The organism is Pseudomonas sp. G5(2012) (assembly GCF_000408945.1).
Lineage (GTDB): Bacteria > Pseudomonadota > Gammaproteobacteria > Pseudomonadales > Pseudomonadaceae > Aquipseudomonas > Aquipseudomonas umsongensis.
This window is the reverse complement of sequence record NZ_APIO01000033.1, coordinates 93,960-119,269: the sequence shown is the minus strand read 5'-3', so window position 1 is coordinate 119,269 and position 25,310 is coordinate 93,960. Positions and strand designations below refer to the sequence as shown.

The 25,310-nt window shown below is 61.3% G+C and carries 24 protein-coding genes; 6 read left to right on the top strand and 18 right to left on the bottom strand.

What is annotated here, in order from left to right; all coding sequences use genetic code 11:
• Positions 1–52: 52 nt before the first annotated feature.
• Together rarD and PG5_RS11045 are read right to left on the bottom strand one after the other, a co-directional pair.
• Positions 53–934, bottom strand: coding sequence for an EamA family transporter RarD (gene rarD / locus PG5_RS11050; RefSeq protein WP_020797210.1), 882 nt, complete (start codon positions 932–934; stop codon positions 53–55).
• 208 nt (positions 935–1,142) lie between these two features.
• Entirely contained in the window at positions 1,143–2,156 is a 1,014-nt protein-coding gene (locus PG5_RS11045) for an aldo/keto reductase (protein WP_020797208.1), read from the bottom strand.
• Positions 2,157–2,323: 167 nt separating this feature from the next.
• Here PG5_RS11045 and PG5_RS11040 point away from each other — a divergent pair, with 167 nt between their 5' ends.
• Positions 2,324–3,445 (top strand): sugar diacid recognition domain-containing protein, encoded by a 1,122-nt coding sequence (locus PG5_RS11040; protein WP_020797207.1) that lies wholly within the window; start codon positions 2,324–2,326, stop codon positions 3,443–3,445.
• A gap of 220 nt (positions 3,446–3,665) precedes the next feature.
• Positions 3,666–4,808, top strand: coding sequence for a glycerate kinase (locus PG5_RS11035; protein WP_020797206.1), 1,143 nt, complete (start codon positions 3,666–3,668; stop codon positions 4,806–4,808).
• Positions 4,809–5,122: 314 nt separating this feature from the next.
• Here PG5_RS11035 and PG5_RS11030 read toward each other — a convergent pair whose 3' ends face one another.
• A complete protein-coding gene (locus PG5_RS11030; protein ID WP_033040402.1) occupies positions 5,123–5,407 on the bottom strand; it encodes a LuxR family transcriptional regulator in 285 nt (94 codons plus the stop codon).
• Positions 5,408–5,409: 2 nt separating this feature from the next.
• Between PG5_RS11030 and PG5_RS11025 the strand changes: the two genes are divergently transcribed.
• Complete coding sequence (locus PG5_RS11025) at positions 5,410–5,709, top strand: hypothetical protein (protein ID WP_042955339.1); 300 nt, start codon at positions 5,410–5,412, stop codon at positions 5,707–5,709.
• 40 nt (positions 5,710–5,749) lie between these two features.
• Positions 5,750–6,937 carry a pyridoxal phosphate-dependent aminotransferase gene (locus tag PG5_RS11020; protein ID WP_033040407.1) on the top strand — a complete coding sequence of 396 codons (1,188 nt, stop codon included), beginning with the start codon at positions 5,750–5,752 and terminating at the stop codon, positions 6,935–6,937.
• A 141-nt stretch (positions 6,938–7,078) separates the two neighbouring features.
• Here the strand turns inward: PG5_RS11020 and PG5_RS11015 are convergent, their stop codons facing one another.
• The 8 genes from PG5_RS11015 to PG5_RS10980 form a co-directional block, all read right to left on the bottom strand.
• On the bottom strand, positions 7,079–8,056 hold the full coding sequence (locus tag PG5_RS11015; RefSeq protein WP_020797202.1) for a D-glycerate dehydrogenase: 978 nt from the start codon (positions 8,054–8,056) through the stop codon (positions 7,079–7,081).
• Positions 8,057–8,070: 14 nt separating this feature from the next.
• Entirely contained in the window at positions 8,071–9,366 is a 1,296-nt protein-coding gene (locus PG5_RS11010) for an MFS transporter (protein ID WP_020797201.1), read from the bottom strand.
• 112 nt (positions 9,367–9,478) lie between these two features.
• Positions 9,479–10,453: a sugar kinase gene (locus tag PG5_RS11005; protein WP_020797200.1), complete on the bottom strand. Its 975-nt coding sequence runs from the start codon at positions 10,451–10,453 to the stop codon at positions 9,479–9,481.
• The gene (locus PG5_RS11000) at positions 10,446–11,228 is read right to left on the bottom strand and encodes a sugar phosphate isomerase/epimerase (protein WP_020797199.1); all 783 of its coding nucleotides are present in this window, start codon (positions 11,226–11,228) and stop codon (positions 10,446–10,448) included. The genes PG5_RS11005 and PG5_RS11000 overlap by 8 nt, the downstream gene beginning before the upstream one ends.
• A 165-nt stretch (positions 11,229–11,393) precedes the next feature.
• The gene (locus PG5_RS10995) at positions 11,394–12,419 is read right to left on the bottom strand and encodes a LacI family DNA-binding transcriptional regulator (protein ID WP_020797198.1); all 1,026 of its coding nucleotides are present in this window, start codon (positions 12,417–12,419) and stop codon (positions 11,394–11,396) included.
• A 290-nt stretch (positions 12,420–12,709) separates the two neighbouring features.
• Positions 12,710–13,351 (bottom strand): DUF1345 domain-containing protein, encoded by a 642-nt coding sequence (locus PG5_RS10990; protein ID WP_020797197.1) that lies wholly within the window; start codon positions 13,349–13,351, stop codon positions 12,710–12,712.
• Between the two features lie 84 nt (positions 13,352–13,435).
• Entirely contained in the window at positions 13,436–16,534 is a 3,099-nt protein-coding gene (locus tag PG5_RS10985; protein WP_020797196.1) for an efflux RND transporter permease subunit, read from the bottom strand.
• A gap of 15 nt (positions 16,535–16,549) precedes the next feature.
• Entirely contained in the window at positions 16,550–17,707 is a 1,158-nt protein-coding gene (locus PG5_RS10980; protein WP_020797195.1) for an efflux RND transporter periplasmic adaptor subunit, read from the bottom strand.
• Between the two features lie 264 nt (positions 17,708–17,971).
• Between PG5_RS10980 and PG5_RS10975 the strand changes: the two genes are divergently transcribed.
• Together PG5_RS10975 and PG5_RS10970 are read left to right on the top strand one after the other, a co-directional pair.
• Complete coding sequence (locus PG5_RS10975; protein WP_020797194.1) at positions 17,972–18,673, top strand: response regulator transcription factor; 702 nt, start codon at positions 17,972–17,974, stop codon at positions 18,671–18,673.
• 4 nt (positions 18,674–18,677) lie between these two features.
• Complete coding sequence (locus PG5_RS10970) at positions 18,678–19,976, top strand: ATP-binding protein (protein WP_020797192.1); 1,299 nt, start codon at positions 18,678–18,680, stop codon at positions 19,974–19,976.
• A gap of 104 nt (positions 19,977–20,080) precedes the next feature.
• On the opposite strand, the gene PG5_RS10965 is transcribed toward PG5_RS10970, so the two are convergent.
• The 7 genes from PG5_RS10965 to PG5_RS10935 all read right to left on the bottom strand — a co-directional run bounded on the left by PG5_RS10965 (position 20,081) and on the right by PG5_RS10935 (position 25,016).
• Positions 20,081–20,842 (bottom strand): anti-sigma factor, encoded by a 762-nt coding sequence (locus PG5_RS10965; protein ID WP_020797191.1) that lies wholly within the window; start codon positions 20,840–20,842, stop codon positions 20,081–20,083.
• A complete protein-coding gene (locus PG5_RS10960) occupies positions 20,839–21,324 on the bottom strand; it encodes a sigma-70 family RNA polymerase sigma factor (protein ID WP_020797190.1) in 486 nt (161 codons plus the stop codon). The genes PG5_RS10965 and PG5_RS10960 overlap by 4 nt, the downstream gene beginning before the upstream one ends.
• A gap of 66 nt (positions 21,325–21,390) precedes the next feature.
• On the bottom strand, positions 21,391–21,924 hold the full coding sequence (locus PG5_RS10955; RefSeq protein ID WP_020797189.1) for a tetratricopeptide repeat protein: 534 nt from the start codon (positions 21,922–21,924) through the stop codon (positions 21,391–21,393).
• Between the two features lie 138 nt (positions 21,925–22,062).
• A complete protein-coding gene (locus PG5_RS10950; protein ID WP_020797188.1) occupies positions 22,063–23,016 on the bottom strand; it encodes a D-2-hydroxyacid dehydrogenase family protein in 954 nt (317 codons plus the stop codon).
• A gap of 13 nt (positions 23,017–23,029) precedes the next feature.
• Positions 23,030–24,052 (bottom strand): alpha/beta fold hydrolase, encoded by a 1,023-nt coding sequence (locus PG5_RS10945; protein WP_020797187.1) that lies wholly within the window; start codon positions 24,050–24,052, stop codon positions 23,030–23,032.
• Between the two features lie 83 nt (positions 24,053–24,135).
• Entirely contained in the window at positions 24,136–24,570 is a 435-nt protein-coding gene (locus PG5_RS10940) for a YqaA family protein (RefSeq protein ID WP_033040427.1), read from the bottom strand.
• Positions 24,570–25,016: a DUF411 domain-containing protein gene (locus PG5_RS10935; RefSeq protein WP_020797185.1), complete on the bottom strand. Its 447-nt coding sequence runs from the start codon at positions 25,014–25,016 to the stop codon at positions 24,570–24,572. The genes PG5_RS10940 and PG5_RS10935 overlap by 1 nt, the downstream gene beginning before the upstream one ends.
• Positions 25,017–25,310: the final 294 nt, after the last annotated feature.

The following is a 25,310-nucleotide window of genomic DNA, read 5'->3' as shown; positions in this document are numbered from 1 at the left end:
GCTCCTACACGGTCCACCTGTAGGAGCTGCCGCAGGCTGCGATCTTTTACTTTCAAGGGCGGCGATGGCGCATCAGGTGCTTGAACCCTTCAAACACCAGCACCAGTACCGCCATCCAGATCGGAATATAGGTCAGCCATTCACCGGGCTTGATGCTTTCCCCCAGCATCAACGCCACGCCCAGCAACAGCACCGGCTCGACGTAGCTCAACAACCCGAACAGGCTGAACGGCAGCAAGCGACTGGCGATGATGTAGACCACCAGCGCCGACGCGCTGATCAAGCCCAGCAGGGGAATCAGCCAAGACAATGCCGGGTGTTGATCGAAGACCCCAAAGCCCTGCTCACCACTGCTCACGAACCAGAATGCGATCGGCAGCATCAGGGTCATGTCGACCCACAGTCCGCCGAGGTTGTCAGTCTTCAGCCATTTGCGCACCACGAAATACAGCGGATAACCCACGACCACTACCAGTGTGGCCCAGGAGAAGCCGCCGACCTGATACAGCTCATTGACCACACCCAGGCTTGCAAAGAACACCGCGATCTTTTGCAGGTACGACAGGCGTTCACCGTAGGCGATGCGCCCTGTCAGCACCATGGCCAGCGGCAACAGGAAGTAGCCCAGCGACACATCGAGGCTGTAGCCATTGAGCGGTGCCCACATGAACAGCCAAAGCTGGACGCCCAGCAACGCCGCCGAGACGAACAGGATGCCGATCAACCTGGGTTGGGCGCAGAACCGACGCAGCAGGTCGGCCACGCGCCGCCATTCGCCCGACCCCAGCATGAACAGGGTCATGCACGGCACGGTCAACAGCATGCGCCAGCCGAAAATCTCCACACCGCTCAACGGCTTGAGCAGTGAAGTGTAGTAATACATGACGGCAAACAGCACCGAGGCTGAAACCGATAAAGCGATACCTTTTGACAAGCTGTCCTCGCGAGGTTGAACGTGAAACGGGGTGCGGAGAATACGTGGTTTTTGTGCTGAATATTGGCCGGATGATCAATATTTACAACATCCCTGTAGGAGCGAGCCTGCTCGCGAAAAACCCGAGGGCGCTGCGGGGCGTCTGGTTTAACGCGCTATCGTTCACGACCATCGCGAGCAGGCTCGCTCCTACAGTGGTTTTGTATGTTCAGTTGGTACGCGGTCTGCGGCCGGACACGAAATGACTCACATCATTGAACCCCGGCGTCGAAGCATGCCCAGGTGTCACCAGCGCATCGATGAAGGCCTCATCCTCAGCCGTGATCTTCACCGCCTGCGCCTTGGTGTAGGCATCCCACTGTTCTACCGTGCGCGGGCCGACGATGGCCGAGGTCACGGCGCTGTTGTTCAGCACCCAGGCGATGGCGAACTCGACGATCCCCACGCCGCGATCCTGGGTGTATTGCTGGATCTGCTGGGCGATGCGCAAGGACTCGACACGCCATTCGGTTTCCAGGATGCGTTTGTCGGCACGTCCTGCACGACTGTTCGCGTCCGGCTTGACGTCCGGCGCATATTTGCCGCTGAGCACGCCGCGGGCCAACGGACTGTAGGGCACCACACCCAGGCCGTAATTCTGCGCGGCAGTGATCTGCTCGGTTTCGGCCTGGCGGTTGACGATGTTGTACAGTGGCTGGCTGATCACCGGCCGGTCGACACCGAGCTTGTCGGCCACGCGAATCACCTCGGCGATACGCCAGCCCCGGTAATTCGACAGGCCCCAATAGCGAATCTTGCCTTGGCGAATCAGGTCGCCAATGGCCGACACCGTGACCTCCAGCGGCGTGTTGTGGTCTTCGCGGTGCAGGTAATAGATATCGAGATAGTCAGTGCCCAGGCGCGTCAGGCTGGCGTCGATGCCGTTGAAGATGTGCTTGCGGCTCAGGCCGCTGCGGTTCGGCACACCGTCCACCGGGCCGAAACCGACCTTGGTCGCCAGTACCCATTCGTGACGGTTACCGGCAATCGCCTCGCCGACGATTTCTTCAGAACGGCCATTGGTGTAGACGTCGGCGGTATCGATGAAATTGATGCCCTGGTCCCAGGCCTTGTCGATGATCCGCAGGGAATCTTCGGTATTGGTCTGCTCACCAAACATCATGGTGCCCAGGGTCAGGGTCGACACCTGCAGGCCCGAATGACCCAGCGTGCGGTAGCTCATGAGGAAATCCTTTTGCCGGTGGGAAAGGCTCAATCAAATACCACAATGGCATAGCGGGGCAAAAGCCCTGTGACAGGCAAGGTCTCTTTATCATGATTTCTGGCGATGCAAAGGGTAACGTTGATCAACCTGTGAGTCTCGACCACCCCGTTTCAAGGAACCCCGTTATGTTCGAACTCGATCACGACCTGGCCCAGGACATCGTCGACCGGGCAATGGCCATCCTGCCGTACAACGTCAACGTCATGGACAGCCAGGGCCTGATCCTCGGCAGTGGCGAGCCGGAGCGGGTCAACACCCGGCATGAAGGCGCGCAACTGGTGTTGGCCAACGGCCGTGTGGTTGAGATCGACGCACAGACCGCGATCCACCTCAAGGGCGTGCAGCCGGGCATCAACCTGCCGCTGATGCTCGACCAGCGCTTGATCGGCGTGCTGGGCATCACCGGCGATCCCGAACAATTGCGTACCTACGCGGAACTGGTGCGCATGACCGCCGAGATGCTGGTGGGCCAGCGCAACCAACAGGCCGAGAAGCAGTGGCGGAGCCAGCGTTGCGATGACCTGCTGGCGTTGCTGCTGAGTGACGGCGGCAACTCGCCGCGCTTGATCGACGAAGCGCAACAGCTTGGGCTTAAACCGCAATTGACGCGGGTGCCTTACCTGTTCGAACTGGGCATGGAGCAGGGGGCGGGGCACTCCGTCGAAGCGCTCAGCGCCTGGCTGACCAGTCGTTACCCGGACAGTTGGTGCGTGAGTTCGGCCAAGTCTTCGTTGCTGTGGTGCCGACCGACGAACCAGGCCGTCGACAACGAGCGGCTGCTGGAAAAACTCGACGGCCAGGGCTGGAACATCCTGCGCATTGCCGTGGGTGGGCAGGCGGATGGGCTGACAGGATTGCGCCGCGGCTATCGTAGGGTCGGCGACTTGCTGGCCTATGGGCGCGAGGTGTTGCCCCAATCCCGTTTGCTGACGCTTACCCGCTATCGGCTGCCGGTATTGCTGTGGCGCCATCGCAACGAAGATGCACTGGACGAACTGCTTGAGCCGTTGCGTAAAGTCGTTGCCAGGGACAACAACGGCCAGTTACTGGCGACCTTGCGCAGTTGGTGCGAACACGATGGCCAGAGCCAGGCCTGCGCCGATGCGCTGGGCATCCACCGCAACAGCCTGCGCTACCGGATGGAGCGCATTGCAGAACTCAGTGGCGTTGATCCGTTACGCCTGGACGGCATGCTCGCCCTCTATCTCGGCGTACAGCTGCTCTCCGAAACCGACCCAACTCCCTGACCAAAACCCGCCCCCCCTGTAGGAGCTGCCGCAGGCTGCGATCTTTTGACTTTGCTTTTCAAGGTCAAGATCAAAAGATCGCAGCCTGCGGCAGCTCCTACATGGAAAGCATAAGATTTGTGGGAATGAACAATAATCCTCGATGCCCGTTGTGCAGCGGCCTGGCGTTATTGTTCATGCCGGCTGGCAGCATGGATAGCATTGGAACTGGAGAATCCCCATGAAAATTGTCATCGCCCCCGACTCGTTCAAGGACAGCCTCAGCGCTCAAGGCGTGGCCGACGCCATTGCCCTCGGTCTGGCAGAGGTGTGGCCCGATGCGCAATTGATCAAATGCCCGATGGCCGACGGCGGGGAAGGGACGGTCGAGTCGGTGCTTGCCGCGTGTGCTGGCGAGCTGCGTCGCACCACGGTTCGCGGGCCGCTCGGCGTAGCCGTCGACGCTGCCTGGGGCTGGTTGCCCCACACCCACACGGCGATCATCGAAATGGCCGAAGCCAGTGGTTTGCAGCTGGTTCCGGTCGACCGCCGCGATGCCTGCATCAGCAGCACTTTCGGCACCGGTGAATTGATTCGCGCTGCCCTCGATGCCGGGGCGCAACGTATCATTCTGGCCATCGGCGGCAGTGCGACCAATGACGCCGGTGCAGGGGCAATGCAAGCCTTGGGCGTGAAGTTGCTCGATGCACAGGGGCAAATCCTCGCACCGGGCGGCTTGGCACTGTCACAGTTGGCCCGCATCGATATGAGTGGCATCGACCCACGCCTGGCCGAGGTGCGCTTCGACATCGCCGCCGACGTGAACAATCCATTGTGCGGTGCTCACGGCGCGTCGGCCATTTTCGGCCCGCAAAAAGGCGCAACGCCTGCGCAGGTCGAACAACTGGATCTTGCCCTCGGGCACTTTGCCGACCACTGCGCAAAAGCCTTGAGCAAAGACGTGCGCGACGAACCGGGCAGCGGCGCAGCAGGCGGCCTGGGGTTTGCCGCCAAGGCGTTCCTGGGGGCGCAGTTCAAGGCCGGGGTGGAAGTGGTCGCCGAGCTGGTGGGGCTGGCCGATGCGGTTGCCGGTGCTGATCTGGTGATCACCGGCGAAGGCCGCTTCGATGCACAGACATTGCGCGGCAAAACACCCTTTGGCGTGGCGCGTATTGCTCGTGAATGCGGTGTTCCGGTCATCGTCATTGCCGGTACGTTGGGCGAGGGCTATCAAGCCTTGTATGCCCATGGTATCGACGCCGCGTTTGCCCTGACGAGCGGGCCGATGACATTGGCGCAAGCCTGCAGCGAAGCACCGCGTCTATTGCGTGAACGAGCGGGTGACGTAGCGCGGGTCTGGCGGATGGCCGCTCGTGCGGCCTGACGCGCCTGGGGGAGTCAGTTTTATTGTCAGGACGATCACCAGGGCACAGGGCATTTTCAGCCTTGGCGACCACTGAGCATGTGAAATCGGTAAAGGAGGAGAGAACCATTTCGATGCCCGTCAGTACGATCGGATGATCGTCGGCAATGATGATTCGCAGCCCTTTGTTCGGTCGGTGCCCATGGGACACTGGCGCATCGTCACAGGCACTGGCGTGGTAGAGGTCAAACGGTCGGGATCGAGGTATGGGGTCCCGGCTCATGAATTGTCTCAACAGGGGTCAATGAGAAGCCGACCGCTGAAGAGACAGGGGGTCAAGGTGACTGGATCAGACCTTGTTGCAGTGCCATCACCATGGCGATCCAGCGCGATCTCACGCCGAATTTCCGGCGAATATTGCAAAAGTGATAATTCACACCTGCTTCAGTGCATTGAACGATTTGCGCGATTTCCCAGGACGATTTGCCCAGAGCTGTCCACTTCAAGCACTCCTGTTCCCGAGCCGTCAGCTTGATCGCTTTCGGTTGAGGGCTCTCCTGTGATTGGAAATTGGCCTGTGTGGGCGTTGATCGAACTGATCCGATATTGGCACGGTACATAGTTGAATCTCCCATTCATCATCTTTGACGGCGTGGGCGCGGCGGAATCTTCCTACATCTTGATGGCATGGTTCGCGCGGCCGTCCTTCAGGCACCTGATTCAGGGCTGGAGGCTCGACTTCCTTATAGCGCGAATCACTCCACTTGGAACCTGTCACAAATTACAGGTGCTGGACCTTAATCCGACTGCGCCGAGTTGGCTGTCAGTAAAAGAACCCAGCCATGTAGGAGGATTTGCTGAATTTCTGTTGCCTAACCCGTTCGTCGATTTCATCGAGGTAGTGGCGCGTGGCGCGATTTGAGATAGGGTTGACTCAGGAACTCGCGCGATTGGAGAACTACATGCGCTATTCAGGCTTGACCCAACGCATCGCCGGAGATGGCGCTGCGGCCTGGCAGATTCACGACCGCGCACTGCAAATGCGCGAACAAGGCGTCGACGTACTGCTGCTATCGGTCGGCGACCCGGATTTCGATACACCCAGCCCCATCGTCCAGGCCGCCATCAACAGTTTGCTGGCGGGCGACACTCATTACTCGCAGGTGCGCGGAAGTCGGGGTTTGCGCGACAGCATTGCCCGCCGTCATCGGCGTCGAAGTGGTCAAGTGGTGGATGCCGATCACGTGATCGTGATGCCCGGTGCGCAATGTGCGGTTTATTCGGTCGCGCAATGCCTGCTCGATCCGGGGGACGAAGTGATCGTTGCCGAGCCGATGTACGTAACGTATGAAGGCGTATTCGGCGCGTGCGGGGCCACTGTGGTGCCGGTGGCGGTGCGTCCGGAGAACGGCTTTCGGGTCGATCCGGCGGATGTGGCGGCCCGCATCACACCCAAGACCCGCGCGCTGTTGCTCAACAGTCCGAACAACCCCTCCGGCGCCAGTTTGTCGCTGATGATCTGGCAGGAGCTGGCCTTGCTGTGTGTGCGTCACGATCTTTGGTTGATCAGCGATGAGGTCTACGGCGATCTGCTGTACGAGGGCGAACACATCAGCCCGGCCAGCTTGCCGGGCATGGCCGAGCGCACCGCGACCATCGACAGTCTGTCCAAATCCCACGCCATGAGCGGTTGGCGAGTGGGTTGGGTGATCGGACCGAAAACCTTGAACGACCACCTGGAACATCTCTCGTTGAGCATGCTGTTTGGCATTCCGGAGTTCGTTCAGAAGGCGGCGCAACTGGCGCTGGATGAAGACCTGCCGGAGGTGGCGCTGATGCGTGAAGAATATCGCCAGCGCCGCGACCTGGTGTGTACGCGCCTGAACCAATGCCCGGGTATCAGGGCCATTCGCCCGGATGGTGGGATGTTCGTGATGGCCGACGTGCGCCAGACCGGGTTGTCCGCCCAGCATTTCGCCGAGCGGCTGCTGGAGGGGTATGGCGTGTCGGTACTGGCAGGTGAGGCGTTCGGGCCGAGTGCGGCGGGGCATATCCGCATTGGGCTGGTGGTGGACCGGCGCAAACTGGCGGATGCCTGTCAGCGAATTGGGCAGTGCGCCATGGACCTTCTGGAGGCGCGGCGGGCCTGACAGTTTTTTGTTGTTCGGACCGGCCCCTTCGCGGGCAAGCCCGCACCCACAGGGTCTGATGTGGACACGGATTTTGTGATCACCACCGACACTGTGGGAGCGGGCTTGCCTGAGAAGACGGCCTGACGGACAACTAATTCCTCAAGCCTTCCACGCCCGCACATTCACCAGATTAGCCGGCCGTTCACCCGCCAACGCCGCCAACAGATTTTCCACCGCACACCGCGCCATTGCCTCCCGTGTCTCATGGGTCGCCGAGCCCATGTGTGGCGTTGCCACCACGTTGTCCATCTGCAACAGCGGCGAGTCCAGGTCCAGCGGCTCACGCTCGAACACATCCAGCCCCGCTGCGCGAATCTGCCCCGCACGCAGTGCCTCGGTCAACGCCGCTTCATCCACCACTTTGCCTCGGGAGATATTGATGAAGATGCTTTGCGGGCGCATCAGGGCAAATTCTTCGGTGCCGATCAGCCGCTCGGTTTGCGCGGTCAACGGCAAGGTCAGGCAGATGAAATCCGCCTGCTGCAACAGCTCGCCCAGGCTGCGGTACTGCGCATTGAAACGCTGCTCGACTGCAGGTTTTGGCGAATGGCTGTGGTAGATGACCGGCATGCCGAAACCGAAGTGTCCGCGCTGGGCCAGTGCCTCGCCGATACGGCCCATGCCAATGATGCCCAGGGTTTTGCCATGCACGTCGCTGCCGAAATGTGCGGGGCCGAGGTTACGCTGCCAACGGCCTTCGCGAACCATATTGGCCAGTTCCACCACGCGTCGAGCGGTGGCTAGAATCAACGCAAAACCGGTATCGGCGGTGGTTTCGGTGAGCACGTCCGGTGTATTGCTGAGCAGGATGCGGCGCTCGGTCAGGTAGTCGATGTCGTAGTTGTCGACGCCCACCGAGACGCTGGCGATGGCTTCAAGGTCGGGCGCCAGGTCGAGCAGTTCGGCATCCAGCTTCAGACTGGCACCGAGCAGGCCGTGAGCGCGGGGCAGGGCATCGCGCAATCGGGCCAGGCCATCGGCGTCGAGGTTTTCGATCAGCGTCACTTCGGCCTGCTCGTGCAAGCGAGCCATCAGCAGCGGCGAGAGTTTCTTGTACAGAACAACCTGCTTTTTCATTGTCGTCATCCAATTCAGGAATGTGCAGCGGTGCGGGTTAATGCGACCGTGGGCCGTTCCCGGTCACTGGCGCCGGGCTTGAGGCAAATCGTCAGCACCACCGAGAGCATCAGCGCGCCGCTCATCAATAGGTAGGACGCGCCGGGCGAGCCGGTGGAGCTGTTCAGGTAACCGACCAGGTAGGAGCCGCCAAACGAACCGAGGGCGCCCATGCTGTTGATCAGCGCCATCGCGCCGCCGGCGACGTTGGCTGGGAGGATCTCCGGGATGATCGCGAAGAACGGTCCGTAAGGTGCGTACATGCAGGCACCGGCAATCACCAGCAACGTGTAGGACCACCAGAAATGTTCGGCGCCCAAGGCGTAGGAGCCATAGAAAGCGAATGAGGCGATCAGCAGCGGCGGCCAGACGAAGCGCTTGCGTTTTTGCAGTTTGTCCGAGCCCCAGGACACCAGCAGCATGCCGATCACCGCCGCCAGGTAAGGCAACGCCGACAGCCAGCCGGCTTGCACCATGTCCATCTGTGCACCGGCCTTGAGGATTGAAGGCAGCCACAGCACGAAGCCGTAGACGCCGATGCTCCAGCAGAAAAACTGCAGGGCCAGGAGGATGACTTTCGGCGAGCGGAAGGCTTCGGCGTAGTTCTTCACTGCCTTGATGCCGACTTGCTCGGCGGCCAGGGCGCTTTCCAGGTCCTGCTTTTCCTGGTCGTTGAGCCACTTGGCCTGGGACGGACGATCATCGGCCAGACGCCACCAGATGAAGGCCCAGAACACTGCTGGCAGACCTTCGACGATGAACATCCAGCGCCAGCTGTAATGCTGCACCAGATAACCCGAGACCACCGACATCCACAGCATGGTCACCGGGTTGCCGAGGATCAGGAAAGTGTTGGCCCGCGAGCGTTCGGCGCGGGTGAACCAATGGCACAGATAGATCAGCATGGCCGGCATCACTGCGGCCTCGACCACCCCAAGCATGAAGCGGATGACGATCAGCCAGTAGGCGTTGGAGACGATACCGGTCAAGGTTGCCAGACTGCCCCAGAGGATAAGGCTGACGAAAATCAGCTTCTTCACGCTGTGTTTCTGCGCATAGATCGCCCCCGGCACCTGGAAGAAAAAGTAGCCGAGGAAGAACAGCGCGCCGAGCATCGACGACAGGCCCGGAGTGATCATCAGGTCGGCCGCCATGCCCGAGGCGGCGGCGAAGCCGTAGTTGGCGCGGTCCAGATACGCCAGGCTGTAGGTGATAAAGACGATGGGCATGATGTACCACCAGCGGCGGGTGGCGAGGGTTGCGGTTTTCATGGGTGGTGCTCCTGAGCTTGTTGTTTTTGTCGCAGCAGGTAACGGTGATCGTTCCCACGGTCCGCGTGGGAATGCCTCTAGGGACGCTCCGCGTCCCCTGTGACGCAGAGCGTCACGGGCTGCATTCCCACGCAGGAGCGTAGGAACGAGCGGCGAAAGGGGGAGGCAGTTCGGCTCGGGTTGGTAACCCCTCCATATCCCCCCGGCTCTGCACCGCGCGGCTGCCAATCCAGTTGGCCCGCTGCACGGCGTCGGCAAAGCTGTGGTTCTCGAGCAGAGCACTGATCATGCCCACGGCAAATCCATCACCGGCACCCACCGTATCGATCACTGTTTGCACCGGCACGCCAGCGACAAACCCCTGATCCTGTTGAGTGCGGTAGTAAGCGCCATGCGGGCCGAGTTTGATCGCCACCGCCTCGGCGCCCTGATCGAGGTAGAACGCGGCGATGTCGGCCGGATCGTCAAAACCGGTGAGCAAGCGCCCCTCGCTGAGCCCCGGCAACACCCAATGGGCAAGCGCGGCGAGGCGGTTGATCTCGCTGATCATCTGTTGCTCGCTGGCCCACAGGCTGGGGCGCAGGTTCGGATCGAACGATACGCTGCGGCCGGCCTCGCGCATGCGCGTCATCAATTCGAACGACATTTGCCGGGCGTTTTCCGACAGCGCTGGCGGGATGCCAGTGGCGTGCAGGTGTCGGGCATTGAGCAATTGGGGCACGATCGAGTGTGGTGACAGGTGACTGGCCGCCGAACCGCGGCGGAAATACTCGACGGCGGGGTCGCTGCCATCCTCGGTGCGCGACTTGAGCTGGAAACCGGTGGGGTGAGCGGTGTCGATGTCGACATGGCGGCAGTCCACGCCTTCCTTCTCCAGTGTATCGATCACGAAGCGGCCCAGTGAATCGGCACCGACCCGGCTCAGCCATGCGACCTTGAAGCCCAGGCGCGACAGGCCGATGGCGACGTTGCTGTCCGCGCCGGCGATGCGTTTGTGGAACTGGCCGACGCTGGCCAGATCACCGGCCTGCTCGGCGACGAACATCGCCATGGTTTCGCCGAACGACAGGATATCGATCTCAGACATGTGCATTCTCCCGCTGCGGCTGGCCCAGATGGGCGAGAGCGGCGACGTGTTCGCGGGTCAACTGCACCAGGTCATCGCCTTGCAACGGGTATTCCGCCGCGCGCATGACACCTTGGGCCATGTGCCGCAGCAGGTGTTCCCACTGTTGCAGGTCGCTGGCGGCGGGCGGTATGGCGACCAGCTTGCCGTCGGTGCGACGGGTCACCGCTTTGCAGTGCACATAGTCCACATGGCGCCCGAGCAATCGCGCAGCGCTCGCTGGCGACTGGTCCTGCCAGTGCCAATTGCCGATATCGAAGGTCATCCTGATTGGCAGGCTGTGCTGCTCGACTTGCGCGAAAAAGCGCTGGAAGGGCTCGATGCGACCGCCGTGCAGGGTCTGGTCGTTTTCCACCAGCAACTGCACGGCATTCTCGCGCAGTAGCCGGGCGAGGGTTTGCAGATCGCTGTTGTCGGTGAAATAGCCCAGCGACACTTTTAGCCATTTGGCGCCAAAAGCCTGGGCCCGTTGCAGGGCGGCAATCAGTTCAGGGTTGGGTTTGGATTGACCCGCCAGCCACAGCTCAATCGGCGAGGAATACACGCTCTCCAGACCCTCGGCTTGAGAGGCAATGGCCAGTTGAGCGGGGTCCTCGTTGGTCAGTAGCTCTTCGCGCCACTCAATTCGCGAGGCTCCGGCAGCGGCCAGTATTTCGATAAAACTGCCCTGGCCACGTTGGCGCACAAGATCGGCACCGTAGCTGGAGAGGCTGATGGAAACGGCGGGTGTATTCATTGTTTTTCTACCTCTGAAACCGGTTTCATTTTTGTTCAAAAAATATCGATCTTTAGGGCGCCATCTCGAGCAGGCCCGCTCCAACAGGGTTTTGTGTTGTACAAAAATTGCGCGTACACCGGGTTCCCTGTGGGAGCGAGCCTGCTCGCGATGAGGCCGGAACAATCACCGAAGATCTCCAAGTGTCGATCCCCGCACAATCAATCTCGCCGAAAAATCCAAGGTCCGCACCGCACCATCATCCCCCCGCAAACGCTTGAGCAAACACTCAAACGCACTGGCGCCAATTTCGGTGGTCGGTTGGGCGAGGGCGGTGATGCCGCTACCCACCAGCGGGTACCAATCCAGGTCATCGAGGGCGATCAGGCCGACTTCCGCGAACAGGTGGCAGTTGAGTTCGCGCAATGAATGGGTGCTGGCCAACGCCGCAATCCCATTCGCGCAAAACAGCGCTTTGGGACCGGGCCCTGGCGTGTCGAGAAAGGTTTTCAGATTGGCAGTCAGCTCGCTGCCGGTCTCAGTGATGGCCCCGCGAAGCGCGGGCCGCTGCTCGATCATCGCCTTGAAGCTGCTGACACGTTCGATCCGCGAGCTGGTGCCGTCAAAGGGTTCGGTCACCAGCAGCACGTCGCGGTAACCGCGTTCTTCAAGATGGGTAAGGGCCATGTCGACGGCTGCCGGGTTGTCCAGCCCTACCATGTCACTCTCGAGGTGCTCCACCTTGCGATCCACCAATACCAGCGGCATTTCCCGATGCAGTTCGTGCAATTCGTCGCGGTGATGGCCGAGGGTGTTCACGATCAGGCCTTCGATGTTGTACGAACGCAGCAGCGCCAGGTGCTGGCGTTCCTGCTCGTCGTCACGGTCGGTGTTGCACACCACCAGGCTGTAGCCGTGCTGACGGCAGGCGGTTTCTACCCCGTGCATCACGGCAATCGAATAAGGGTTGCGGATGTCGGCCACCAACATGCCGATCAGGCGCGTGCGGCCGCGCTTAAGACCGCGGGCCATCTGGTTCGGGCGGTAGCCCAGTTCGGCAATGGCCTGCTCGATGCGCTCGGCAATGGCATCGGAGAGCAGGGCGCGATCCTCGCCGATGAAGCGCGACACGCTGGCTTTGGACACCTTGGCGTGTTCGGCGACATCAAGCATGGTCACGCGGCTGCGCTGGGCGGCGGAGAAATCGTTCACGGTCTGAAAACCTTGTTATTGGATTTATTGGGTTTGGCGCATGGCGCTGAAACCGGTTTCAGGAAACACCAAAAACCAATCGTTCGTCAAGGGTCGGGATGATCATCAAGTGAAGAATGTCGACGGATGGAGGTCAGGCCAATGCACTCAACCGGGCCGAGCCCAGCGATAAAGGAGGTCGAGCCCGTTATGTGGGGTCATCTGCGTCTGTCAGGCGGGTTGCCGACGTATGAAACGCCAGCGCGGAGAGATCGCCCTGGTTAGCGAGATAACGACGGAGTAAGGCAACGTCAGCCAAACAACCCGGCGGCGATATTGACCGAAAACCCCAATATCGCCGTGTTGAACAAAAAGCCTATCAACGACTGCGCCAGGACAATCTTACGCATCTCCCGGGTGGCCACGCCGACATCCGAAGTCTGCACTGCCACGCCGATGGTGAACGAGAAATACAGGAAGTCCCAATAGTTGGGTGTGGTCAAGCCTTCGGCAAAACGCAGTGCAGGTTCTTTGCCATTCCAGGTGTAATACAGCCGCGCATAGTGCACGCTGAAAATCACCCCGATCAGCAACCATGAACCGATGACAGTCAATGCGGTGAAGCTGTAGTGCAGCAGCTTGCGGGAGGTTTCCAGGTCTTTGCTGCCGGCCAGTTCGAAGGCGATGGTCGCCAGGCTGGCAATCGCTGCGATGCACACCACGAATAGCACCAGCCCGGCGTTTTCGTCTTCGATATCGGCGATGCGTTTCACATCGGTCGCCTTGGAGCGCACGATGAGCCAGAACATCAGCAGCAGATAGGTCCAGACCCCGACGTTCCAGCCGATAAGAATTTTGCTGATGATCGAGTCGGCCGGAACCAGGATGCCAGCCGCGATGCCGAAGGTGACGGCGGCGGACAGGCGAGGGTGGGTGTGAGTGAGGTAGGGCATGGAGGCTCACTGTGGCAGGGCGTCAGTGCACCATAGCGCAGGAAATATGTAGGAGCATGCTCGCTCCTACAGGGGTGGTGTTGGTTATAGGTTTTTATGGCGCTTGCGCACCCGTTTCATCACCACCACAAAAAACACCGGCACGAATATCACCGCCAGGGTCGCGGAGATCATTCCGCCGATTACCCCGGTGCCGATGGCCTGCTGGCTGGCTGAACTGGCGCCGGTCGCGATCGCCAACGGCACCACGCCGAGGATGAACGCCAGCGAGGTCATGACGATAGGCCGCAGGCGCAAGCGTGCGGCTTGCAGGGTGGCGTCGATCAAATCGTGGCCTTCGTCGTACAGGCTCTTGGCGAATTCGATGATCAGGATCGCGTTTTTTGCCGACAGGCCGATGATGGTGATCAGGCCGACCTTGAAGAACACATCGTTGGGCATGCCGCGCAGTGTCACCGCGAGCACTGCGCCGAGTACACCCAGTGGCACCACCAGCAAAACTGAGGTCGGGATCGACCAGCTCTCGTACAACGCCGCCAGGCACAGGAACACGATCAACAGCGACAAACCGAGCAGGATCGGCGCCTGGCTGCCGGACAAACGTTCTTGCAACGACAGCCCGGTCCACTCCTGGCCCAATCCGGCCGGACCTTGCGCCACCAGCCGTTCGATTTCCGCCATGGCCTGGCCGGTGCTGTGGCCGGGTGTCGGCTCGCCGGAGATGCTGATCGCCGGATAACCGTTGTAACGGGTCAGTTGCGCCGGGCCCTGGGTCCATTCGGCCTGGGTGAAGGCCGATAGAGGCACCATTTTTCCGTTGTTGTTGCGTACGTGAATCTTCAGCAGATCGGCGACCTGGCTGCGTTGATCGCCTTCAGACTGGACCACCACCCGTTGCATCCGCCCCTGGTTGGGAAAGTCATTGATGTACGTCGAACCGATCGCGGTGGAGAGCACGCTGCCGATGTCGGCAAACGACACGCCCAAAGCGTTGGCCTGCTGACGGTCGACGACCAACCGCACTTGCGGAGCCTCTGCCAGGGCGCTTTCGCGCACGTTCATCAGTACCGGGCTCTTTTCAGCCGCCGCGAGCAATTCACTGCGCGCCTGCATCAGCGTGGCATGGCCGAGGCCGCCGCGATCCTGTAAGCGAAATTCGAAGCCACTGGACGTGCCCAGGCCATCGACGGGTGGCGGCAGTACCGAAAACGCCATGGCATCCTTGATCTGGCTGAGGGCAGCGTTGGCCCGGTCGGCAATGGCAGCGGCCGAGTCCTTGACGCCTCTTTCGGACCAATCCTTCAACGTACTGAACGCCAGCGCCGCGTTCTGGCCACTTCCGGAGAAGCTGAAACCGAGAATGACCACGCTGTCGCTGATGCCCGGTTCGCCGGCATTGTGCGCTTCGATCTGCTCGACCACCTGCACCGTACGGTGCTTGCTCGCGCCGGGTGGCAATTGAATGTCGGTGATGGTGTAGCCCTGGTCTTCCACCGGCAGGAACGAGGAGGGCAGGCGCATGAAACACACGCCCAGGGCCACCAGCAGCACCGCGTAGATCAACAGGTAACGCCCGGTGCGCTGCAATGCATAGGCAACCCAGCCCTGATAACGCTCGGTAAGTCGCTCGAAGCGGCGGTTGAACCCGCCAAAGAATCCGGTCTTCTCGTGGTGTACGCCTTGGGCAATCGGTTTGAGCAAGGTCGCGCACAGCGCTGGGGTCAAGGTCAGGGCGAGGAAGGCCGAGAACAGGATCGAGGTGGCCATCGACAGCGAGAACTGTTGGTAGATCACCCCGACCGAACCCGGCATGAAGGCCATCGGAATGAACACCGCCACCAGCACCAGGGTGATGCCGATGATCGCCCCGGTGATCTGCTTCATCGCCTTGCGGGTCGCCTCCCTGGGCGACAGGCCTTCGCTGGCCATGATCCGCTCGACGTTCTCCACCACGACGATCGCGTCATCCACCAGGATACCGATGGCCAGCACCATGCCGAACATGGTCAGCACGTTGATGGAAAACCCCAGGGCCAACATGGTCGCGAAGGTGCCCATCAGCGCCACCGGCACCACCAGCGTGGGTATCAGGGTGTAGCGGATGTTCTGCAGGAACAGGAACATCACCGCGAACACCAGCAACATCGCCTCGCCGAGGGTGTAGACCACCTTGGTGATCGAGACCTTGACGAAAGGCGAGGTGTCGTAAGGAATCGTGTACTGGACGCCCGCGGGGAAGTAGCGCGACAGTTCGTCCATCTTGGCCCTCACCAGGGTCGCGGTGTTCAGGGCATTGGCCCCCGGTGACAACTGGACGCCGACGGCAGTCGACGGCTTTCCGTTCAGGCGCGTGGAAAACTGGTAGTCCTGACTGCCGATCTCGACCCGCGCGACATCGCCGATGCGCACCGTGGAACCATCAGGGTTGGCCTTGAGCACGATGGCGGCGAACTCTTCAGGGCTCGACAGCTGGCCTTTGACCAGGATGGTCGCGGTGATTTCCTGAGTCGTGCGACTCGGCAAATCGCCAATGCTGCCGGCTGAGACCTGGGCGTTTTGCGCGACGATGGCGGCGTTGACATCCGCCGGGGTCAGGTTGAAACCGATCAACTTGCGCGGGTCAATCCAGATGCGCATGGCGCGCTCGGCGCCATACAGCTGCGCCTTGCCGACGCCGTCGAGGCGCTTGATCTCGTTCATCACGTTGCGCGCCAGGTAGTCGCTGAGCGCCACGTCGTCGAGCTTGCCGTCGCTTGAGGTGAGGGCGATCAACAGCAGGAAGCCGGCGGACACTTTTTCCACCTGCAAGCCTTGCTGGTTCACCGCCTGCGGCAGACGCGACTCCACCACCTTGAGGCGGTTCTGCACGTCGACCTGGGCCATTTCCGGATCGGTGCCCGGCTGGAAAGTGGCCTTGATCGTGGCGCTGCCCAGGCTGCTCTGCGATTCGAAGTACAACAAATGGTCGGCGCCGTTGAGTTCTTCCTCGATCAGGCTGACCACGCTTTCGTCCACGGTCTGCGCTGACGCACCGGGGTACACGGCATAGATTTCGATTTGCGGCGGTGCGACGTTGGGGTATTGCGCCACCGGCAACTGCGTAATGGCCAGGGCACCGGCCAACAGGATGAACAGCGCGACCACCCAGGCGAACACCGGGCGATCGATAAAGAACTGCGGCATAAACAAGCGTCCTGCTTACTGGCCAGAAACCTGGGCAAGTGGAAGAGGGGTGTCGTCGACCTGCACTTTTTCGCCGGGGCGGGCGTGTTGCAGGCCTTCGATGACGATGCGGTCGCCGGGCTTCAACCCGCCCGTGACGACCCAACGGTCGTTCTGCACCGGCCCCAGTTCGACCGGCTGTTGGCTGACGCGCTGCTCTGCGTCGAGCAGCAATACCTGGGCGATGCCGGCGCTGTCACGCTGGATGGCCCGTTGCGGCACGCTGATGCCTTGCTGGTTGACGGCTTGCTCCAGGCGCACGCGCACGAAGCTGCCAGGCAGCAGGTCGAGATCCGGGTTGGGGAATTCGCTGCGCAGGATGACCTGGCCGGTGCCCGGGTCGACGGTGATGTCGGTAAACAGCAGCTTGCCGGGCAACGGGTAGAGGCTCCCGTCGTCCTGGATCAGGGTGGCCTTGGCCTGGCCTTGGCCCACTTCCTTCAATTGGCCGGACCGGAACGCCCGGCGCAGGTCGTTGAGTTCGCGAGTTGATTGGGTCAGGTCGGCGTGGATCGGATCGAGTTGCTGGATCAGCGCCAAAGGCGTGGTCTCGTTTTGCCCGACCAGTGCGCCTTCGGTGACCAGCGCGCGACCGATACGTCCGGAAATCGGCGCGGTGACCGTGGCGTAGCCAAGGTTCAGCCGGGCGCGTTCAACCGCCGCCTTGCTGGCGGCTACGTCGGCGGCGGTTTGCCGGGCGTTGGCCCGGGCGTTGTCGTAGTCCTGGCCGCTGATGGCCTTGTCGTCAATCAACTGGGCGTACCGCTGCTCTTGCAGTTTCGCCTGGAACGCGTTGGCCTCGGCCTTGCGCAATACTGCCTCGGCGCTATCGAGATCTGCCTTGAACGGCGCCGGATCGATCCGGAACAGCACCTCGCCCTTTTTCACGTCACTGCCCTCGCGAAAGGCCCGTTGCAGTACCACGCCGGCGACGCGGGCGCGCACCTCGGCCATGCGCGGCGCGGCAATGCGCCCGGTCAATTCGCTGCTGATCGACAGCGCTCGGGTTTCGACGGTTTCGATGCGAACGCTGGCCAATGGCGGCTGTTCTTCGGCGATCGAAGACTTGTCGCACGCGCTCAGCGTCAACGCCAGTGCGATCAGGCTGAGCCCGGCAAGCAGTTTCTTTGACATGGATGACCCCAATAGTGACCCCCAGCATCCTACTGGGCGACGGCGATGGTAACGGTGAAGCTTTGTTGGTGCTGTGTGAAATTGTGTAAGGGTTTTGCTCAGGTGTGTGTGAGGGCGTATATCCTTCAGGCCATGAATTTTATTGCGCCTGTCAGATAGTCTTCGCGAGCAGGCTCGCTCCCACAGTTGAAATGCATTCCCTGTGGGAGCGAGCCTGCTCGCGAAAGCGGCCTGACCGGCACCACAGCATTTCTGGAAACACCCATGCCCAACATCCTCCTGGTCGAAGACGACACCGCACTCGCCGAGCTGATCGCCAGCTACCTGGAACGCAACGGTTACTCCGTCAACGTAATCGGTCGAGGCGATCAGGTGCGCGAACGCGCACGGCTCACACCGCCGGACCTGGTGATCCTCGACTTGATGCTGCCCGGTCTCGATGGCTTGCAAGTCTGCCGCCTGCTACGCGCCGATTCAGCGAGCTTGCCGATCCTCATGCTCACCGCCCGCGACGACAGCCACGATCAGGTGCTGGGCCTGGAAATGGGCGCCGACGACTACGTCACCAAACCCTGCGAACCCCGGGTGCTGCTGGCCCGTGTGCGCACCTTGCTACGGCGCAGCAGCCTTGCCGAGCCATTGGCGGCCAATGACCGGATCCTCATGGGCAACCTGTGCATCGATCTGTCCGAGCGCACGGTGACCTGGCGCGGGCAACCGGTGGAAATGTCCAGCGGCGAGTACAACTTGCTGGTGGTGCTGGCCCGACATGCTGGCGAAGTGTTGAGCCGCGACCAGATCCTGCAACGCCTGCGTGGCATCGAGTTCAACGGCACCGACCGCTCGGTGGACGTGGCCATCTCCAAGCTGCGGCGCAAGTTCGACGACAATGCCGGCGAGGCTCGCAAGATCAAGACCGTGTGGGGCAAGGGTTACCTGTTCAGTCGATCCGAGTGGGAATGCTGAGACGATGTTCAGAATCCTCTTTCGCCTGTACCTGGTGACCATCGTTTCGTTCAGCACCGCGATCTACCTCGTGCCGGACCTGGTGATCAAGGTCTTCCACGAGCGCTTCATCACCTACAACCTGGACTACTCGCGTGGTTTGCAAGCCCTCATGGTCAGGCAGTTCAAGGCCGTCCCGAGCGAACAATGGCCAGCCTTGGCCGCGCAAATGGACAAGGAATTCGAACCGCTGCATATCGTGCTCAGCGCCATTGACGATGCCAGCTTGTCGAGCGAAGAACAGCAGCGTTTGCAGCGCGGCGAAAACGTCGTGCGCGTTGGCGACTGGGGCTGGCGCACCCTGGCGGTGGCACCGCTGAACGAGCGCACCGTGGTGCAAATGGTCGTGCCGCCAGACCCGATGGACGTCAGCCTGTTGTACTGGAGCATCAACGTGCTGATCGGCGCGACCATGCTCGCCTGTCTGTTGCTGTGGCTGCGCCCGCACTGGCGTGACCTGGAACGGCTCAAGGGCGCGGCGGAACGCTTCGGCAAGGGGCACTTGAGCGAGCGTACGCAGATTGCCGCCAGTTCCAACATCGGCAGTCTTGCCAACGTTTTCGACACGATGGCTGGCGACATCGAAAACCTGCTGAATCAGCAGCGGGACCTGCTCAACGCCGTATCCCACGAGTTGCGCACGCCATTGACCCGCCTGGATTTTGGCCTGGCCCTGGCCCTTTCCGATGATTTGCCCGCCACCAGCCGCGAGCGCTTGCAGGGGTTGGTCAATCACATCCGTGAGCTCGACGAACTGGTGCTGGAATTGCTGTCGTACAGCCGCCTGCAAAACCCCGCGCGTTTACCGGAGCCTATCGAAGTGTCGCTGGATGAATTCATCGACAGCATCCTGGGCAGCGTCGACGAAGAACAATCGCCGGATATCGTCATCGACGTGTTGCTGCACGGCCAGCTCGAACGCTTTAGCCTCGACCCACGCCTGACCGCCCGCGCCCTGCAAAACCTGTTGCGCAACGCCATGCGCTACTGCGAAAGGCGCATTCAGGTAGGCGTACAGGTGTGCCCCAAAGGCTGTGAGATCTGGGTGGACGACGACGGGATCGGTATCCCGGATGACGAGCGCGAGCGGATATTCGAACCGTTCTATCGACTCGATCGCAGCCGGGATCGGGCCACCGGCGGGTTTGGCCTGGGGCTGGCAATCAGCCGTCGGGCATTGGAAGCCCAGGGTGGAACGTTGACGGTGCAAGCGTCGCCGTTGGGTGGGGCAAGGTTTCGGCTGTGGTTGCCGACAGCGAACTGATCCATCATCACCCGGTAGGAGCTGCCGCAGGCTGCGATCTTTTGATCTTGCTTCTTCCAATATCAAGATCAAAAGATCGCAGCCTGCGGCAGCTCCTACAAGGCTCAGGCGCGGATCCGAGTGCGTAATTGCGTGGCCATCTCCTCAAGATCCACCGGCGAATTACGCCCGATCAGCATCCACGCGTGCTCCATATCCGACCAATACACGATGTTCATCCCGTGCCGTCGCTCTTTGGCAAAATGCCGGCTGCCACTGTTGGAGCGCGTGACGCACAGCGCCATCGGCCCATGGACCGGGTCGAGGTAGGTGATCTGGGCGATAGCCACGCCGTCGTATTCAAGGATTTGCGCGCGCTTGAATTGGGCGCGTGGCAACGCCAGTTTTGCCGGCAGCAGATTAAGGCCCAATCGTGCGTCGATGGTGCGTAGCTGCGCCAGTTGTGTCGCTTCGTCACTGGGCAAATGGTCGAGGGTTTCCGGTACGTAGAGCACCATGTAGTCGGCGACCAGCCCGCGCCAGTTGTGGGTCTGCTGGCTGGTTTGCCAACCGAGGAACAAACGATCCGCCAGCACACCGCCCGCCAGCAATCCGGCGGCGGCCGCGAGGAACCAGCGCCGACTCAGTGCAGGGCGTGTCGGGACGGGCAGGGTATCGAGCATGGCTTGGAGGCGCTCGACCGGGGCTTGTCGAGTCACTTCGTCGTAAGCTGACTTGAACGGCATGCTGCTGCGGTCTAGCCATTGCAGGCGCAGGCCGAGCATCGGGTCTTCGGCGAGGGCGGCATCGATGCGGCTGCGTTGTTCGGCATCGAGCTGGTTGTCCAGGTAGGCCACCAGTTGCTCATCCGACAGTTTCGCGTTCATCGACGTTCTCCGGTGGAAGGGTTCGGCACCGTGTGCAGGGGCGGATACTCGGCGAGTTTCAGCCGGGCGGCGGCCAGTCGGCTCATCACGGTGCCGATGGGGACTTGCAGGACATCGGCCACCTCGCGGTAGGACAAGCCTTCGACGTAGGCCAGAAACACCGTTTCGCGCTGGGCCTCGGGCAACGCCTCTACGCGCCGGATCACCTGCGCGGCGCGAACATGGGTATGTGCCGCTTGTTCGCCATCGAACGACAGGGCTTGATCGGCATCCACCACGCCCTGGCCCTGGTGCACTCGGCGGGCTCGCACTTCATTGACCCAGATCGAATGCAGAATGCTCATCAGCCAACGGTCCATGCGCGTGCCCGATTCAAATTGCCCGCCGCGTTCGAGCGCCCGCACGCAGGTGGCCTGCACCAGGTCCTCGGCGACATGCCGTTGTCGGGACAACAGCAAGCCGTAACGCCACAGACGCGCCAAGTGCTGTCCCAGTTCTGCCCTAATGTCCTGATCGCTGGCGATAGCGACCTCCCTCCAATCGGGTTGTCAGGTTTTCGATGACGCGTTGATGGCTTCGGCGAGGTCCTGGTATTGCTCGCAGGTGGTGTTGCCGCAGATCGATTTGATCTGCTGCAACTGTTCCCGGGCGAGGTCCAGCCGGCCCTTGATCACATAGGCTTCGCCAAGGTACTCGCGAACCAGCGCATATTGCGGATCAAGCTTGACCGACTGCAGGTAATAACCGATGCCTTCATCGGTACGTCCCAGTTTACGCGTGGCGTAGCCCCGATAGTTCAAGGCCTTGGCAGTGTTGGGTTGCTTGAGCGTATCGAGCAGGGCCAAGGCTTCTTCGTAACGCCCGTCCTTGGCCAGCTGATAGGCGTAGTCGGTGCGGTCGGCATCCGGCAAGAGCATGCTGGTCTGCTTGACGCACCTTTGTGCCTTGCTGTCGAACACCTGCCCTCGAGGGCACTGCGGTTTGGCAGGGGTATCTTCCTCGCCGTTGGCCCATGCCAGGGAACTGGACAGCGCGACGGCAAGCACCAGCGATGCAGTAACAATCGAGAGACGGCGATTCATGGGCAATGCTCCGAACGGGCCGAAAACGTTGAGAAGGGCTGATGACCCTTCATGCGAAACATAAACACTTCTGCCTGAACATTTATTCGTTTTTTTTGGCGATTTTTTGCAACAAAAGCCCCAGGTTACCGGGCGCTGTCAACTCAGTAGACGCATCGGCTTTCCCGCCGCCCAAGCCTGGATGTCCTCGATCATCTGCGCAAAGAATAGATGGTAATTTTGCTGGCTGACGTACCCGACGTGGGGCGTTGCCAGCACGTTGTCCAGGGTTCTGAACGGATGATGCGCGGGCAGGGGCTCTTGCTCGAACACGTCCAGCGCCGCGCCACCCAGGCGTTGTTTCTGCAGGGCCTTGATCAGCGCCGCTTCATCGACAATCGGCCCGCGCGCGGTGTTGACCAGCAGCGCCGTGGGCTTCATCCATGCCAACGCCTGCGCGTCCACCATGCCACGGCTGCGCTCACTGAGCACCAGGTGCACCGACAACACGTCGGCCTGCTCGAACAATTGCTGCTTGCTGACGTAGGTTACGTCGAACTCGGCGGCGCGTTCGGCGTTGAGGTTTTCACTCCAGGCGATGACCCGCATGCCGAACGCCTGGCCGAAGCGGGCGACCCGTTGGCCAATGCTGCCCAGGCCCAGGATCGCCAGGGTCTTGCCATGCAGGTCGCCACCGAGGCCTTGCTGCCACTTTCCGGCGCGCAAGGCGTTGGCTTCGACCACCAGGTTGCGGGTTGCGGCCATGATCAGTGCCCAGGTCAGCTCCGGCGCGGCATGTTTATAGCTGTCGGTGCCACAGACCTGAATGCCGAGCGCAGCAGCGGCCTTGAGGTCGAGGGCGGCATTGCGCATGCCACCGGTCACCAGCAGCTTGAGATTGGGTAAGCGGCGCAGCAGGTCTTCGTCGAAGCGCGTGCGCTCGCGCATCACGCAGATCACTTCAAACTCGCCCAGGCGCGCGGCCAGGGGCGGGTTGTCAGCGGGGTAGTCGTGGATGAACGCGACCTGGCCGATGGTCTCCAGCGCCGACCAGTCCACCACGTCGCGGGCCACATCCTGCCAATCATCGATCACTGCAATCTGTACCGCCATCAGCCTTACCTCATCAAGGAACGGGGTTGGTTTTGTCCAGCCAGCCAAGCAAGGCCTTGTGAAATTGCGCCGGCTCTTCCATCTGCGGCGCGTGCCCCATGCCGGGGAATTCGACCAGGGTCGATTGGGGAATCAGTTTCGCCACCTGCTTGCCGAGCAAGTCGTAATGACCGATTTTCGCCTTGACCTCGGGGGGCGCGATGTCCTTGTTGATCGCCGTGGTGTCGGCGGTGCCGATCAGCAGCAAGGTCGGCACCTTCAGGTCCTTGAACTCGTAGTAGACCGGTTGGGTGAAAATCATGTCGTAGATCAAAGCCGAGTTCCAGGCGACCTGGTTTTTTCCAGGGCCCTTGGCCATGCCGGCGTACATGTCTACCCAGCGGTCGAATTCGGGTTTCCAGCGGCCATCATAATAGGTGTTGCGCTGGTAGTCGTGGATGCCTTCGGCTGTCACCTTCAGTTCGCGCTCATACCATTGATCGACGGTGCGATAAGGCACGCCGAGGGCTTTCCAGTCTTCCAGGCCGATCGGGTTCACCATCGCAAGCTGGTCGACCTGTTCGGGGTATTGCAGCGCATAGCGGGTGGCGAGCATGCCGCCGGTGGAATGTCCGAGCAAGCTGGCTTTCTGGATGCCGAGGGCCTTGAGCAGTTGCTGGGTGTTGCTCGACAGTTGCTGGAAGGTGTACTGATAATTGTCCGGTTTGCTGGACGTGCAGAAACCGATCTGATCCGGGGCAATGACCCGGTAGCCGGCGTCGCTCAGGGCCTTGATCGAGGTTTCCCAGGTGGCGCCGCAGAAGTTCTTGCCGTGCATCAGCACCACGCTGCGGCCGTTGGCCTTGCCATGGGCTGCCACGTCCATGTAGCCCATTTGCAGGGATTTGCCCTGGGACTCGAACGCAAAATGCTTGAGGGTGTAGGGGTATTCGAAGCCTTGCAGCTCCGGTCCGTAGACCGGGCCCTCGGCAGCGATGGCGGGCATGGCGGCGGTCAGCAGCAGGCCGGGCAGCCAGCATGAGCGGGTAAGGGGCATGGATGAACTCCGTTGAAAATCCGCCGATGCTGGATCGGCACGATTAGGGCGACATTAAACAGGCAATCGCCGCGGCACTTGGTTCAACTCATCCACCCCAGGGTGGCCAACGCCACTGCGCCATAACGGGCGCCCTTGGCCAGGGTCACGATCAACAGGAAACGCCCCAGCGGCTCGCGCATGACGCCGGCCACCAGGGTCAGTGGGTCTCCGATCACCGGCAGCCAACTGAGCAGTAACGACCAGTGGCCGTAACGTTGATAGTGACGACGGGCGTTTTCCAGGTGCCTGGCGCTGACCGGGAACCAGCGCCGGTCCCGAAAGCGCTCGATGGCGCGCCCCAGCCACCAGTTCACCACTGAACCGAGGACGTTGCCCAGCGTGGCGACAGCCAGCAGCAACCACAGCCAGTACCGATCGCTGAGTATCAGCCCGACCAGCACTGCTTCGGACTGCAGCGGCAGTAAAGTCGCGGCACCGAATGCCGCCAGGAACAAGCCGAAGCAGGCAGTGAAAATCAATGGGCGGGGTAGTCCGCCACCACCACATCCGTACCGTCCTTTTTCAGGCCGATCACCTGATAGGCATCGCTCATGCCGTCCATTTCCATGCCCGGCGAGCCCATGGGCATGCCAGGGGCGGCAACACCCAACAGGTCATCGCGTTTGCTCAGGGCCAGTACTTGATCGGCTGGCACATGGCCTTCTACGAATTTGCCGTTGATCAAGCCGGTGTGGCACGAGGCCAGGCGCGGTGGTACGCCGTGTTGTTGCTTGAACTCGCTCATGTTGCTTTCGACGTGGTCTTCTACCTTGAAGCCATTGGCTTCGAGATGGCTGATCCATTTCTTGCAGCAACCGCAATTGGCATCACGATGGACCTCGATCGGGATCAGGTCGGCGGCTTGGGCCAGGGAGGAAATCAACAGGGCGCCCAAGGCAGCCAGACGTAAATGAGTTCGCATGAGGGAAGGGTCTCGGGTTGCGGGCGAAAATCATATTTTGAGGGTTTTTTGCGGGTAGGCGCTGCGAGTGTGTTTCGAAGTGCTACCGAGTTGCTTGGCCTTATTATCGTAGATCAAAGTTGTCAGGCGGATGAGGGGAAGATGACAAGTTTGTCAGGTTGGCGGCCGCACCCGTTGCACACGGCTCACGTCATGCGTCGTCAGCGGAACGCCGAGCGTCCCTGGAGGAACTCCCACGCAGAGCATGGGTACGATCACACATGGGGCGGCTGTCAGGCCGCCTTCGCCGCGATA

What these genes read in the sequence shown, in the direction of transcription:
- PG5_RS11045 (WP_020797208.1), bottom strand. Translation starts at nt 2,156, where the DNA reads ATGAGCTACCGCACGCTGGGTCATTCGGGCCTGCAGGTGTCGACCCTG.
- PG5_RS11040 (WP_020797207.1), top strand. Translation starts at nt 2,324, where the DNA reads ATGTTCGAACTCGATCACGACCTGGCCCAGGACATCGTCGACCGGGCA.
- PG5_RS11035 (WP_020797206.1), top strand. Translation starts at nt 3,666, where the DNA reads ATGAAAATTGTCATCGCCCCCGACTCGTTCAAGGACAGCCTCAGCGCT.
- PG5_RS11030 (WP_033040402.1), bottom strand. Translation starts at nt 5,407, where the DNA reads ATGTACCGTGCCAATATCGGATCAGTTCGATCAACGCCCACACAGGCC.
- PG5_RS11020 (WP_033040407.1), top strand. Translation starts at nt 5,750, where the DNA reads ATGCGCTATTCAGGCTTGACCCAACGCATCGCCGGAGATGGCGCTGCG.
- PG5_RS11015 (WP_020797202.1), bottom strand. Translation starts at nt 8,056, where the DNA reads ATGAAAAAGCAGGTTGTTCTGTACAAGAAACTCTCGCCGCTGCTGATG.
- PG5_RS11010 (WP_020797201.1), bottom strand. Translation starts at nt 9,366, where the DNA reads ATGAAAACCGCAACCCTCGCCACCCGCCGCTGGTGGTACATCATGCCC.
- PG5_RS11005 (WP_020797200.1), bottom strand. Translation starts at nt 10,453, where the DNA reads ATGTCTGAGATCGATATCCTGTCGTTCGGCGAAACCATGGCGATGTTC.
- PG5_RS11000 (WP_020797199.1), bottom strand. Translation starts at nt 11,228, where the DNA reads ATGAATACACCCGCCGTTTCCATCAGCCTCTCCAGCTACGGTGCCGAT.
- PG5_RS10990 (WP_020797197.1), bottom strand. Translation starts at nt 13,351, where the DNA reads ATGCCCTACCTCACTCACACCCACCCTCGCCTGTCCGCCGCCGTCACC.
- PG5_RS10985 (WP_020797196.1), bottom strand. Translation starts at nt 16,534, where the DNA reads ATGCCGCAGTTCTTTATCGATCGCCCGGTGTTCGCCTGGGTGGTCGCG.
- PG5_RS10980 (WP_020797195.1), bottom strand. Translation starts at nt 17,707, where the DNA reads ATGTCAAAGAAACTGCTTGCCGGGCTCAGCCTGATCGCACTGGCGTTG.
- PG5_RS10975 (WP_020797194.1), top strand. Translation starts at nt 17,972, where the DNA reads ATGCCCAACATCCTCCTGGTCGAAGACGACACCGCACTCGCCGAGCTG.
- PG5_RS10970 (WP_020797192.1), top strand. Translation starts at nt 18,678, where the DNA reads ATGTTCAGAATCCTCTTTCGCCTGTACCTGGTGACCATCGTTTCGTTC.
- PG5_RS10965 (WP_020797191.1), bottom strand. Translation starts at nt 20,842, where the DNA reads ATGAACGCGAAACTGTCGGATGAGCAACTGGTGGCCTACCTGGACAAC.
- PG5_RS10955 (WP_020797189.1), bottom strand. Translation starts at nt 21,924, where the DNA reads ATGAATCGCCGTCTCTCGATTGTTACTGCATCGCTGGTGCTTGCCGTC.
- PG5_RS10950 (WP_020797188.1), bottom strand. Translation starts at nt 23,016, where the DNA reads ATGGCGGTACAGATTGCAGTGATCGATGATTGGCAGGATGTGGCCCGC.
- PG5_RS10945 (WP_020797187.1), bottom strand. Translation starts at nt 24,052, where the DNA reads ATGCCCCTTACCCGCTCATGCTGGCTGCCCGGCCTGCTGCTGACCGCC.
- PG5_RS10935 (WP_020797185.1), bottom strand. Translation starts at nt 25,016, where the DNA reads ATGCGAACTCATTTACGTCTGGCTGCCTTGGGCGCCCTGTTGATTTCC.